This is a genomic window from Streptomyces sp. NPDC058231, from assembly GCF_042882275.1.
Taxonomy (GTDB): domain Bacteria; phylum Actinomycetota; class Actinomycetes; order Streptomycetales; family Streptomycetaceae; genus Streptomyces.
In genome coordinates this window covers 24,521-36,975 of the sequence record NZ_JBHVWN010000047.1, presented here as the reverse complement: position 1 = coordinate 36,975, position 12,455 = coordinate 24,521, and the positions used below count along the sequence as shown (strand labels likewise).

Sequence of the window (12,455 nt, the reverse complement as noted above, 5' to 3'; positions counted from 1 at the left end):
CCGCACGGCGCGATCGAGCGGGGCACGGGCTCGGAGGCTGGAAGTGTCCTGAAGAGCTTGAAGTCGCGCATGGCTCACCCTGGTTCTTGGCGATTGACATCTACCGTCAATCCGGGGTGAGTCGGGCGGTCAGAGCGAGATCTTCAGCGGTCTCCAATCATGCGCCGGATGCACGGCCGAGCAGGATGCGACCTCCTCCGCCACCGCATCCTCCTCCAGCAAGGAGAACGCACCGTCACCACCGAATGCGGGACGGAGCCGATCATTTTTCCGGTCCCACATGCAGCCGGTGGCCTGTCACCAGTCGCCGATCTTGCGAATGCACAGGTCGGAAGGGTCCCGACGCTGCGCAGTCGGGCCTTTCCGGCTAGCGTTTGATGCCTACGCCTGCCAGCAGGCTGATCTGGGCGTCCGTGATCTCCGGCTCGCCCGGGGCGGGTTCGGCGGCACGCCAGCGGTGGCAGCAGCAGATGCCGGGGTCGATCAGGTCGAGCCCGTCGAAGAAGCGGCTGATGTCGCTGTGCGAACGGAAATTCACCGGAGTCCCGGAGTTGGTGTAGACCTCCGCGACCTGGTTCCAGGTGTCGGGGTCGAAGTCGGGCGTGCAGTGGTTCATGGCGAGCACGCTGCCCGCCGGGAGCGGGTCGAGCAGTCGGCGGACGATGCTGTACGGGTCGTGCGGCTCGGTGATGAAGTGCATCAGCGCGTTGAGGGAGAGGGCGATGGGCCGGTCGAAGTCCAGGACCCCCGAGTCCTCCACGGCGCGCATCAGCGCATCGGGGTCGGTGGCGTCGGCCTGGACGTAGGCCGTGCGTCCTTGTGTCGTGCTGCGCATGAGGCGTTCGGCGTACTTGAGGACGAGGGGGTCGTTGTCGGCGTACACGACGCGGGCCTCGGGCACCACGGACTGGGCGATCTGGTGCAGGTTGGGCTCGGTCGGGATGCCCGTGCCGATGTCGAGCCACTGGCGGATACCGTGCTCCTGCGCCAGCACACGGGTGGCCCGTTGCATGAACGCCCGGTTCTCGCGGGCGGTCAGGTAAAGGCCGGGGTGGGCCTCGGCCGCGACCAGGGCCGCTTCCTTGTCGATTTCGAAGTGGTCCTTGCCGCCGAGGAGGTAGTCGTACATCCGGGCCGAGTGCGGCCTGCTCGTGTCGAGATCCCGGCCGGTCTGCCTGGTGGTCATGTTCGCCCCTTCATCTGTATGTTTGTCGGCCCGGAAGCCAGGTGTGGGACCGGTGTCGTTGTCCCTTCTGCCCACCGCCGTTTCACCCGGCGGTCAGGTGATCGGCCAGACCCTCCTTGACCCCGCGGACGAACGCGGCGATCTCCTCCGGCGTGTAGATCAGCGCCGGCCCGGCCGGGTCGGTCGACTGCCGAACGGCCACGCGGCCGTCGGTGAGTTGTTTCGTCTCGACGCACTGACCGCCGTTCGGCCCGCTCCAGGGGCGTTCCCAGCCCTGCTCCCCGAGGTCGCGGGCCGGCATGCCGTTGTAGATGGCCTCGCCGGTGATCGTCATGAGTACTCCTTGCGCATGTGGTTCAGGAGCGCCTTGCTGTCCTCGGACGATGTCTGCAGCGCCATACGGGAATGCGCCTCGAGATGGGACACGACGTCCGCGCGCTGGTCGAGGTAGACGGCGGCGGACAGGAGCTCGCTGTAGACGATGTCGGGCAACTCGGGTTCCTCGAACCGGAAATACGTGAACGGGGCGCACGCTCCGATGTGCGCACCCGCCGTGAAGGGCACGATGTCGAGGCTGACGTGCGCGAGCTCGGAGATGTCCAGGAGCCGCTCGAGCTGCTCTCGCATCACCTGAGGGCTGCCCACCCTCCGGTGCAGGACAGCTTCCTCCATGACCACCCACAACGTGGGGGCGTTCTCCCGCTCCAGCAGGCTCTGGCGGCGAAGCCGCAGCTCCACGCGGCGTGCGAGCTCTTCCTCGCTGCCGTTCGGCAACCCGCCGCGCAGCACGGCGTGCGCGTAGTCGGGGGTCTGCAGAAGGCCGGTGACGTACTGGGGTTCATACGTGCGGAGGGTCTTGGCGCCGGCCTCCAGGCTGACGTAGGCGGTGAACCAGCTGGGGACGGCATCGCGATAGGAGTGCCACCACCCGGGCTTGTTGGCCTGCTCGGCCAGGTCGACGAACTCGTCGATCTCCTGGCGGTCCGCGCCGAAGGTCTCCAGGAGCTTCTCCACGTAGAGAGGCTTCAGCGCGACCTCGGCCTTCTCCAGCCGGCGGATCGTCAGGGTCTTCACGCGCAGCGCCTTTGCCGCGTCCTCCAGCGAGGCACCGGCGCCGATCCGCATTTCCTGCAGCCGGCGGCCGAGGATCAGGCGCAGGACTGTCGGCGCGCTGGTGCCGGGACGGGCTTCGCTCACGCCCAACCTCCTGAGGGTCCGTCAACAGGTGCATTGTGACACCGACTTGATGTCGACACCAGGGTGATACCCGTGGTGCTGAAATTATCAGGGAGTCGGTTGCAGCGTGAGTCCGATCACGCGCATAGTGGTTGTGTGAGCGGTCAAGTCACAGTTCTGGCGCAGGATCCGGCCCGGAGGGGACGCGTGATGCCGATGGTGTCGTCGGCACCCCGCCGCCGGGTGTCTGCCTCGGCATGCACCTCTCACTGCTCGAGCTGCAGCCCGCATCCCCTCACCGCGCCCGTCCCCCCGGTAGGCGCTGGAAGGCGACATCCGTGACTCTGTCCACGCCCTCAGCCTCGGCCTCGACCCCCGCCTTAGTCAGGACGGTGCCTCGCCGGGAGTACTGGTTCGGCCTGCCCGCCCTGCCTACCAGCGCGAGATCCGCCCGCGACACCGTGCGCGACCGGCTCCGTGATTGGGAGCTGCCCGGCGAGACGTGCTGCGACGCGGTGCTGCTGGCCTCCGAGCTGACCACGAACGCCGTACTCCACACCGGCAGCGGTCATGTCCTGTGCGGCCTCACGCTGACCGGCGACGAGCGGCGCCTGCGCATCGAACTCCACGACGAGTGCAGCACTCCGGTCCGCCAGCCCGAGCACCACGCCGGCCCCGGCGAGGAGAGCGGGCGAGGGCTGCTCCTCGTCCGGCAACTCGCGGACAGCTGGGGCTGCGCACGCTCGACGTGGGCCGAAGGAAAGGTTGTCTGGGCAGAGTTGACGGCCCACCCCTGATGTCGTGGGCATCGGACGACACCGAACACGACACCGAACACGACACCGAACACGGCGCCGAACACGGCGCCTTTCCCGGCAGCGACCGCACGGGCTCGCTGCATCCCTTCGCGCGGCGAGGAACCCCTCCTCCTCGATCCCCCTACAGAAGGCGCCCATGACCCCCCACGGTGAAACCGCATCTCCCGTCGTGCTGTACGTATGCGCCGATCGAGCCCGCGGCGCGTCCGGGGAAGCCGCGCAGCGCGCGCAGACAGAAGGCCGGGCGTTCGCCCGCGAGCGCGGACTGACGATCGCCGAGGTCGTCACCGACACCTACGGTGAGCCCGACCCGGCCCAGCGCAGAGGGTGGCGGCGGGTGAGGCAGCTGGCGCAGACGGGCCGCGTCACCGCGGTACTCGTCCGCTGGCCCAGCGCCATCGCCCCGGAGTCCGCGCGCGAACTCCGGCACCGCGAGGCCGCCTGGCTACGCGACCAGGGTGTCCGGGTCCGATACACCTGGGCGCCTCTGTCGGCGAGGGGCGTGGAGGCTCGGTGATCCCGCGCGGCGATGTCCGGATGCAGGATGCGCCGGCGTTGTTCGAGTTCGCGGCTCGGCCCCAGGCACCGGTTCCGCGGTCCGGAGGTGTCTTCCGTGCGGACGACCGGTGGCGGGCGTCACCGTGCACGCCGAGCGCGAGGACGGGCCTCGGCCGCGCCCCACTACCGGCTCGGACGGCCGCTACGCCTGGCCCGTCGCTGCGCGCCATTTGACCGCCTCGCCCGACACTGAGGGGGTCCTTCGTGCGATGGTCGACTCCCTGGTGGTGAGGCCATCTGCACAAGAACACCGGCCACAGGAGTCCGCCGCCGACGACGCAACCGGTCAGCCGGTCGGGGTTCCGGGACCCGCCTGGCTCAGGCAGCGTTCGAGGCGGCGCAGGAATCCGTCGAAGGACTCGTCCTCGCGCCAGGTCTCGTACGCGGTGTTGGTGGCGGCCAGTGCCAGGTTCAGCTGGAGGGCCGGGGTCAGCTCGTCGGATGCGGCAGCACGGGCGGCCACCCACCGCCTCAGGTCGGTGAAGAACTGCGCGGCGAAACTCTGCGCGGACTGTGCGAAGGCGGGCGACTTCGCTTTGAGGCGTCGGTGCAGCGGCAAGGTCTCCCGCAGGCTCTCGCAGAATCCCGTCATGATCGCGGCGAGCGAGTCCCACAGCGGCTCGCCGGCGGGGCGGTCGTCCATCAGCGCCTGCCATTCGCGCCGCTCCTCGGGGTCCTGATCGGCGACGACGGCCTCCTTGCCGGCGAAGTAGTTGAAGAACGTCGCGCGCGAGACGTCCGCCGCGTCCGCGATCTGTTCGACGGTCGTGGCCTCGTAGCCCTGCTCCTCGAAGAGCTGCAGCGCGGCGGACCGGATGGCCCGCCAGGTTGCCAGCTTCTTGCGCTCCCGCAGGCTCATGGTCCCTCTGGTTCCTCCCATGGAGGCCATCCTACGGCCCATTTTGTGGACGGATGTAATTATGGATCCATACATTTTTGGACGCGTCTAACTTTGTGCGTTACGGTGGAGTCAACGCCGGGGGAACTGCCCCGGAAGCCCCCAGGAGAAGTCATGAGCAAGGTCTGGTTCATCACCGGTACGTCCCGCGGCCTCGGCCGGGCGTTCGCCGAGTCGGCACTCGAGCGCGGTGACCAGGTTGCCGCGACCGCCAGGAACGTGGCCGCACTCGACGGCCTGGTCGCCAGGTACGGCGACGGGACGGTCCTGCCGCTCGCCCTCGACGTCACCGACAAGGCCGCCGTCACCAGCGCAGTGGCCGCCGCGCACGAGAAGTTCGGCCGCATCGACGTCGTCGTCAACAACGCCGGCTACGGCATGTTCGGCATGATCGAGGAGGTCAGCGAGCAGCAGCTGCGCGACCAGATGGAGACGAACCTGTTCGGCGCGTTCTGGGTCACCCAGGCCGCACTGCCGGTCCTGCGCGCGCAGGGCAGCGGCCACATCGTGCAGATCTCGTCCGTCGGCGGGGTCGCCGCCTTCCCGTCGCTCGGCGCTTACCACGCCTCCAAGTGGGCGCTCGAAGGCTTCAGTGAGGCCCTCGCCCACGAGGTGGCCGGCGCCGGGATCAAGGTCACCATTGTCGAGCCGGGCGGCTTCGCCACCGACTGGGGCGGCTCCTCCGCCGTGCAGGCCGTACCGAACCCCGCCTACGACCAGGTCCGGGAGGCCATCGCGTCCCGCTTCGGCGAAGCACGGTACGCCGAAGCGGGTGACGCCGGAGCCGCCCTGCTGCAGGTCGTCGATGCCCAGAACCCGCCGCTGCGCGTGCTGTTCGGCACCGAACCCATCGAGGTCATCGAGCCCCTCTACGCCGAGCGCCTCAAGACCTGGGCCGACTGGCAGCACGTCTCCCGGACCGCACAGGGCTGACCCGCCCCCCTCGGGGTACCCACTCCACCTACTTCAGGAGGCATCTCATGTCCGCACCTCGGACCACCCGAGCATTCAGCGCGATCACCACGGCCGCCGAGGTGATCGACGGCGTCGACCTGCACGGCCGCCGCGCCGTGGTCACCGGAGCCAGTTCCGGGATCGGCGTGGAAACGGTCCGCGCACTCGCCACGGCAGGCGCGGACGTCACCCTGGCGGTGCGGAACACCGACGCGGGTGCGCAGGTGGCGGCCCGTCTGGAAGTGGAACTGCCGTCCGGCTCCGGAAAGTTGGCGGTCGGCCGGCTCGACCTGGCCGACCGGTCGACGGTCGCGGCGTTCGTCGCGGCCTGGAACGGCCCGCTGGACATCCTCGTCAACAACGCCGGGGTGATGGCCCCACCGCAGATCGTCCGCACCCCCGACGGCCGGGAATGGCAGTTCGCCGTCAATCACCTGGGCCACTTCGCCCTCGCCGCCGGCCTCCACCCGGCGCTCGCGGCGGCGAACGGCGCCCGGATCGTCGCGGTGAGCTCCCTCGGCCACCTCTTCTCACCCGTGGTCTTCGACGACCTGGACTACCGTTTCCGCCCCTACGACCCGTTCACCTCCTACGGACAGTCGAAGACCGCCAACGCCCTCTTCGCCGTCGGCGCCGCCCACCGATGGGCGAACGACGGCATCACCGCCAACGCGCTGATGCCGGGAAACATCGCCGACACGTCCCTGGCCCGGCACATGGACATGGAACAGGTGGCCGCCGTCATCGCATCGGGCGATCTCGCACTGCCGCCGGGCAAGACGGTGGAACAGGGCGCTGCGACCTCGGTCCTGCTGGCCGCCTCACCGACGCTCGAAGGCGTCACCGGCCGCTACTACGAGGACTGCGCGGAGGCCACCCCCGTCACAGAGCGGGCCGGCGCCACCGCCGGCGTCGCGCCGTACGCCCTCGACCCGGACATCGCAGACCGGCTGTGGACCGTGTCCGAAGACCTCATCCGCTGAACCGAACACAAGCACTCGGCGGGCAGCGTCCCGCGAAAGCGAGCAAGTTCCGTGAGCAAGACCGTTCTCATCACAGGCGCCTCGACCGGCATGGGCGAAACCGTCGCCCTCGAGTACGCCGCACGCGGCTGGAACGTCGTGGCCACCATGCGCAACACCGGCAAGGCCAACCCGGCCTTCGCCGACCAGCCGAACACCCTCGTCACGCACCTCGACGTCACCGACGCCGCCAGCATCGAGCAGGCGATCAAGGAGGGCATCGGGCGTTTCGGTGCCATCGACGCCGTAGTGAACGCTGCCGGGTACGGACAGCTCGGTACGGTCGAGGAGGTCGGCATCGATGATCTCCGAGCCCAGTACGAGACCAATGTGATCGGCATCGTCCAGGTCCTCCACGGCGTCCTCCCGCACATGCGGGAGCGCGGATCCGGTCACATCCTCAACATCGGTTCCATGGGCGGCCACGTCAGCCTGCCGACGATGGCCGTGTACTGCTCCTCCAAGAGCGCCGTCCAGAACCTGACCGAGGGGCTGGCCCTGGAGGTCGCCCCGCTGGGCATCCGCGTCACCCTGGTCGAGCCCGCAGGCTTCGACACCGGCTTCACCGACAACTCGAAGCTGCCCTCCCGGACCATCGCGGACTACGCGTCCTCGTACGAGGCCATGGCGCGGTTCGACGGTGACGCGGTCCGCGGCGACCTCGTCAAGTCGATGGCCGCCGTCGCCGACATCACCTGCATCGACGAGCCCCCGCTCCACCTCGCCCTGGCCACCGCGGGCCTGGAGATGGCGCGCGGCCGGTTCTCCGATCTGATGGACGAGTACGCCCGCTGGGAGTCCGTCACCGTCGGTACCGACTGACGCCCGACGGGGACTCCGCACGAAAACTCGACAAGTAACTTGGCAAAGTTACTTGTCGAGTTTTACGATGGGGGCATGAACACGACCCCCCGGCCGCGGCAGACCACAATGTCTGCCGCGACCGCGCAGCATCTCCAGGACGCGATGACACGGCTGCGCGCGCGGCTGCGCGCGGAGTCGGGGCAGAACGCGACCGGTCTCACGGTCACGCAGCTCGGCGTACTGGCGAGCGTCGTACGGGAGGGCCCCGTCACCGCGGCCCGGCTCGCCGCGCTGGAGCACGTCACCGCTCAGGCCATCGCACAGAGCCTGGCCGTCCTCAAGGCGGCCGGCCTCGTCCACGCCGAGCCCGACCCGCGGGACGGCCGCAAGAAGCTGATCAGCGCCGACGCCTCCGCGAACGAGATGATCGACCGGGTTCTCGCGGGCCGCGCCTCGTTCCTGGCGCGCGCCATCGACCAGGTGGTCGCCCCCGCCGAGCGCAACGACGTGGAGAAGGCCATCGAACTCCTGGAGCGGCTCGCCGAGGCCGACCTCAGCGGCGGCGGCATATGAGATCGACCGCAGCCGGCACCGCCGAAGCCCCGGCGCACGATCCGCAGCACAAACCCTTCGCCTGGCCCTTCACCACTCCGCTCTACGTGGGCTCGGCCCTCAATCCGATCAACAGCTCCATCATCGCGACCGCCATGGTCCCCATCGCCGCCGAACTCAATGTCTCGATCGGCGCCACCGCGGTCCTCGTCTCGTCGCTCTACCTGGCCAGCGCCGTCTCCCAGCCAACCGCCGGGAAACTGGCGGAGGTGCTCGGCCCGCGCCGCGTCTTCCTCTCCGGCATCGTCCTCGTCCTGCTCGGCGGCCTGGTCGGCGGTTTCGGCCAGAACCTGGCGACGCTGACCGCCGCCCGTGTCCTGATCGGCATCGGCACCTCGGCGGCCTTCCCCTGCGCCATGGTGATGATCCGGCGCCGCGCCCAGGACAGCGGCCTCGACGCCCCGCCGGGCGGCGTCCTCGGCGGACTCGCCATCGCCGGCATGGCCACCGCCGCCATCGGCCCGCCCATCGGCGGACTCCTGGTCGGCGCCGCGGGCTGGCGCTGGGCCTTCTACATCAACCTCCCGGTCACCCTGATCGCCCTGTTCATGGCCCTGCGCTGGCTCCCCGAGGACCCGCCGCTGGACCGCGCGGACAGCACCTTCCGTACGATCGCCGACCGGATCGACCTGTCTGGCATCATCGGCTTCGCCGCCACGACGACCGCACTGGTCGTCTTCCTGATGGGCCTCCCGCAGCCCACGTGGGCCGCGCTCGTCGTCTTCGTCGTGGCTGCCGTACCCACGGTCTGGTGGGAGCTGCGCGCGAACAGGCCGTTCTTCGACCTCCGCGGCCTCGCCGCCAACGGCGCGCTCACCCGCACCTATCTGCGCCAGGCCCTCACCCTCCTCGGCACCTACACCGTCATGTACGGCATGACGCAGTGGATGCAGGCCGCACACGGCTACTCCACCGTGCAGGCGGGACTCCTGCTGCTCCCGATGGGCGCCGTCTCCGCGCTGCTCTCGCGCCCCCTCGCGCGCCGTAACCTGGTCCGCGGACCGCTGATCACCGCGGCGCTGACCATGCTGCTCGGTTCGGCCGGCATCATGCTGCTCACCTCGCACAGCCCGGCGATCGCGATCGTTCTGGTCTCGCTGATCTTCGGTGTCGCCTCGGCCGCCACCACGGTCGGCAACCAGACCGCCCTCTACGTCGCGACTCCGCCCGACCAGATCGGCACCGCCGCCGGCCTCTTCAGGACCTTCGGGTACCTCGGGACCATCGCCTCGTCCGTGATCGGCAGCATCGTCTTCCACGACGGGGCGAGCGACGGCGGTCTGCACAGCCTCGGCCTCGTTCTGGTCGCGGCGGGCGTCGTCGTCCTGCTCCTGACCGTCCTAGACCGTCGCCTGATGGCCCGCGCCGCGGACCATGAGACCGACGTCTCCGACCACACCTCCGACACCACTGCAAACGCAGCGACAAACCCCCCGCAAGGAGAAGCACGCATGATCACCCCTGCCCTCCCCACGATCGACCCCAAGCGGACCGCCCTGCTGGCGATGGACTTCCAGAACGGCATCGTCCAGTCCGTCGCCGAGCCGGACGCGCTCATCGAGCGGGTCAAGGGCGCGATAGCCGGCATCCGCGCCGTCGGTGGCACCATCGGCTACGTCCGCGTCGCCTTCGCCGAGGACGACTGGAGCTCGATCCCGGCGACGAACAAGACGTTCAGCGGTGTCGGCGCGGCGAAGATGATGCACCACGAGGACGAGACCACTCAGTTCGACAAGCGGATCGCCCCCGAGGACGGCGACATCGTCGTCCGCAAGGTCCGCTTCGGCGCGGTCTCCACCACCGACCTGCACGAGCTGCTGCGCGAGCGCGGCATCGAGACGCTGGTCCTCTCCGGGATCAGCACCAGTGGTGTCGTCCTGTCCACCCTCATGGACGTGGCTGACCGCGACTACCAGGTGTATGTGCTGACCGACGGCGTCGCCGACCACGACCCCGAGGTCGACCGCGTCCTGATCGAGAAGGTGTTCCCGTCCCGCGCCCACCTGATCGACACGGCCCAGCTGGCCGAACTCCTCAAGGCCGCCTGATTCGAAAGTCCACCGTCCCGTTCCCTTGGCCGTCGTCAGGCAGCTCCCTCTGTCCGGAGGGTCACTCGGGCGCGCTTCTTGCCGAGCCGGGCGACGGTCCGTCGGGAGGGGCCGGCGAGGTAGGTGTCCTTGGTCCGGGCGGCTGAGACTGCTGCCCGGCCGAGGGCGGCCTTGAGCCAGGGATCGCCGTGCCGGTCCTGCCGTGGCCGTGCCGCCCGCCGGATTCTTGTTGCCGGGGCGGACTCCGGCCCAGGACGCATCGAGGTAGCGGATCGCCTCAACCGCGGTGGCGACCGTCAGGCCCACGCCGCGCTCCACCGCATCGTGTTCACCCGCCTGCGGGCCGATTCGCGCAGCCAGGACCCCGCTCATGGGGGCTGTGGTGAGAGATGAGAGGGTCTAGCGGGTGAGCGAGACACCACCGAACACCCTGCAATACCGCTTTGACGGGCCAGAAGACGCACCGACCCTGGTGATCGGCCCTTCCCTCGGTACCACCTGGCACATGTGGGACCGGCAGATACCCGAGCTCTCCCAGCACTGGCGGGTGTTCCGTTTCGACCTGCCCGGCCACGGCGGTGCCCCCGCCCACCCGGCCACCTCCGTCGCCGAACTGTCCGACCGGCTGCTCGCCACCCTCGACAGCCTCGGCGTCCAGCGCTTCGGGTATGCCGGCTGTTCCATCGGCGGCGCGATAGGCGCCGACCTCGCGCTGCGCCACCCCCACCGGGTCGCCTCGCTGGCCCTGGTCGCCGCCTCACCCAGGTTCGGCAGCGCCGACGAGTTCCGCCAGCGCGGAGTGATCGTCCGGGCCAACGGCCTGGAGCCGATGGCCCGCAGCGCACCGGAACGCTGGTTCACCCCCGGCTTCGCCGCGACTCAGCACGCCATCGTGGAGTGGGCCGTCCAGATGGTCCGCACCACCGACCCCGGCTGTTACATCGCCGCCTGCGAAGCCCTCGCCGCCTTCGACATCCGTCCCGAGCTCGGCCGCCTCGGCGTCCCGACGCTCGTCCTGGTCGGCGCCGAGGACAAGGTGACCGGACCGGCCGAGGCCCGCACCCTGGTCGCGGGCATCCCGGACGCCCGGCTCGCCCTTGTCCCCGGGGTCTCGCACCTCGCTCCGGTCGAGCAGCCCGGAGCCGTCACGGACCTGCTCCTCACGCACTTCTCGACGAGCTGGCAGGACACCCTCGCCGCCATCCCCGTCCCCGGATCCGGCCCCGCGTACTCCGCCCCGGTACTGCCCATCGCGGAGATCGCCCCCGCCGCCGATCAGCCGGGGGCCGTGACCGGCGGCCGCGCCGACCCGTACGGACCGGGCATGAAGGTACGCCGCGAGGTGCTCGGCGACGCCCATGTCGACGCGGTCATGGCCGCGGCCGACGACTTCACCGGCGAGTTCGAGGAGCTCGTCACGCGCTACGCCTGGGGCGAGACCTGGAGCCGCGAGGGCCTGGACCGCCGCACGCGCAGCTGCGTCACGCTCACCGCGCTGGTCACCTCCGGCCATCTGGACGGCCTGGCCCCGCACATCCGGGCCGCCCTGCGCAACGGGCTGACCCCCGCGGAGATCAAGGAAGTGCTGCTGCAGACCGCCGTCTACTGCGGGATACCGGCCGCGGGCGCCGCCTTCACCATCGCCCAGTCCGTGATTCAGGAAGAAACCACGCCCCGTCCGTAGCAGGATGTCCACCATGAGCGCCCAGAGCCCCGTGCACCTGACACTGACGAAGAAGACGCACTCCTGCATCCGTCTGGAGAGGGACGGGCGGACGCTCGTCATCGACCCGGGCGGTTTCTCCGAGCAGGACGCGGCGCTCGGCGCCGACGTGATGCTGGTGACGCACGAGCACGCCGATCACTTCGACGAGGAGCGGCTGCGGGCCGGCATGGAGGCCAACCCGGCCGCCGAGATCTGGACGCTGCGCAGCGTCGCAGATCAGCTCGCGGCGGCCTTCCCCGGCCGGGTCCACACGGTCGGCCACGGGGACACGTTCTCCGCCGCCGGATTCGACGTGCAGGTGCACGGCGAGCTGCACGCGGTGATCCACCCCGACATCCCGCGGATCACCAACATCGGCTTCCTGGTGGACGGTTCACTCTTCCACCCGGGCGACGCGCTGACCGTCCCCGACCACCCCGTCGACACCCTGCTGCTCCCGGTGATGGCGCCCTGGAACAAGATCTCCGAGGTCATCGACTACGTACGCGAGGTCAAGCCACGCCGCGCCATCGACATCCACGACGCGCTGCTCACCGATCTCGCCCGCCCGATCTACGACCGGCAGATCGGCGGCCTCGGCGGCTCCGACCACGCCCGGCTCACCCCGGGGGACTCGACCGGCCTGTGACCGGCGCCGGTCCGGCGACTGTCAG

The 12,455-nt window shown here is 69.8% G+C and carries 13 protein-coding genes; 9 read left to right on the top strand and 4 right to left on the bottom strand.

What is annotated here, in order from left to right; genetic code table 11:
* Positions 1-367 precede the first annotated feature (367 nt).
* The 3 genes from ACFVXE_RS26730 to ACFVXE_RS26720 all read right to left on the bottom strand — a co-directional run bounded on the left by ACFVXE_RS26730 (position 368) and on the right by ACFVXE_RS26720 (position 2,383).
* Positions 368-1,186: an SAM-dependent methyltransferase gene (locus ACFVXE_RS26730; RefSeq protein ID WP_389674817.1), complete on the bottom strand. Its 819-nt coding sequence runs from the start codon at positions 1,184-1,186 to the stop codon at positions 368-370.
* Between the two features lie 82 nt (positions 1,187-1,268).
* On the bottom strand, positions 1,269-1,520 hold the full coding sequence (locus ACFVXE_RS26725; RefSeq protein WP_389674815.1) for a DUF397 domain-containing protein: 252 nt from the start codon (positions 1,518-1,520) through the stop codon (positions 1,269-1,271).
* Positions 1,517-2,383 carry a helix-turn-helix domain-containing protein gene (locus tag ACFVXE_RS26720; protein ID WP_389674813.1) on the bottom strand — a complete coding sequence of 289 codons (867 nt, stop codon included), beginning with the start codon at positions 2,381-2,383 and terminating at the stop codon, positions 1,517-1,519. The genes ACFVXE_RS26725 and ACFVXE_RS26720 overlap by 4 nt, the downstream gene beginning before the upstream one ends.
* Positions 2,384-2,754: 371 nt before the next feature.
* On the opposite strand from ACFVXE_RS26720, the gene ACFVXE_RS26715 reads away from it, so the two are divergent.
* The gene (locus ACFVXE_RS26715; protein WP_389674812.1) at positions 2,755-3,159 is read left to right on the top strand and encodes an ATP-binding protein; all 405 of its coding nucleotides are present in this window, start codon (positions 2,755-2,757) and stop codon (positions 3,157-3,159) included.
* A 157-nt stretch (positions 3,160-3,316) separates the two neighbouring features.
* Positions 3,317-3,697 carry a hypothetical protein gene (locus ACFVXE_RS26710; protein WP_389674810.1) on the top strand — a complete coding sequence of 127 codons (381 nt, stop codon included), beginning with the start codon at positions 3,317-3,319 and terminating at the stop codon, positions 3,695-3,697.
* Between the two features lie 327 nt (positions 3,698-4,024).
* Here the strand turns inward: ACFVXE_RS26710 and ACFVXE_RS26705 are convergent, their stop codons facing one another.
* A complete protein-coding gene (locus ACFVXE_RS26705; protein WP_389674808.1) occupies positions 4,025-4,618 on the bottom strand; it encodes a TetR/AcrR family transcriptional regulator in 594 nt (197 codons plus the stop codon).
* A gap of 132 nt (positions 4,619-4,750) precedes the next feature.
* Here ACFVXE_RS26705 and ACFVXE_RS26700 point away from each other — a divergent pair, with 132 nt between their 5' ends.
* The 7 genes from ACFVXE_RS26700 to ACFVXE_RS26670 all read left to right on the top strand — a co-directional run bounded on the left by ACFVXE_RS26700 (position 4,751) and on the right by ACFVXE_RS26670 (position 12,430).
* Positions 4,751-5,569 (top strand): SDR family NAD(P)-dependent oxidoreductase, encoded by an 819-nt coding sequence (locus ACFVXE_RS26700; RefSeq protein WP_389674807.1) that lies wholly within the window; start codon positions 4,751-4,753, stop codon positions 5,567-5,569.
* A gap of 47 nt (positions 5,570-5,616) precedes the next feature.
* Positions 5,617-6,573, top strand: coding sequence for an SDR family NAD(P)-dependent oxidoreductase (locus ACFVXE_RS26695; RefSeq protein ID WP_389674805.1), 957 nt, complete (start codon positions 5,617-5,619; stop codon positions 6,571-6,573).
* Positions 6,574-6,624: 51 nt separating this feature from the next.
* Positions 6,625-7,434 (top strand): SDR family NAD(P)-dependent oxidoreductase, encoded by an 810-nt coding sequence (locus ACFVXE_RS26690; protein ID WP_389674803.1) that lies wholly within the window; start codon positions 6,625-6,627, stop codon positions 7,432-7,434.
* A gap of 75 nt (positions 7,435-7,509) precedes the next feature.
* Positions 7,510-7,989, top strand: a complete 480-nt coding sequence (locus ACFVXE_RS26685; protein WP_389674801.1) for a MarR family winged helix-turn-helix transcriptional regulator — start codon at positions 7,510-7,512, stop codon at positions 7,987-7,989.
* The gene (locus tag ACFVXE_RS26680; protein ID WP_389674799.1) at positions 7,986-10,076 is read left to right on the top strand and encodes an MFS transporter; all 2,091 of its coding nucleotides are present in this window, start codon (positions 7,986-7,988) and stop codon (positions 10,074-10,076) included. Before ACFVXE_RS26685 ends, ACFVXE_RS26680 begins: the two co-directional genes overlap by 4 nt.
* A 406-nt stretch (positions 10,077-10,482) precedes the next feature.
* Positions 10,483-11,760 (top strand): alpha/beta fold hydrolase, encoded by a 1,278-nt coding sequence (locus ACFVXE_RS26675; RefSeq protein WP_389674797.1) that lies wholly within the window; start codon positions 10,483-10,485, stop codon positions 11,758-11,760.
* Positions 11,761-11,773: 13 nt separating this feature from the next.
* On the top strand, positions 11,774-12,430 hold the full coding sequence (locus ACFVXE_RS26670) for an MBL fold metallo-hydrolase (protein ID WP_389674795.1): 657 nt from the start codon (positions 11,774-11,776) through the stop codon (positions 12,428-12,430).
* Positions 12,431-12,455: the final 25 nt, after the last annotated feature.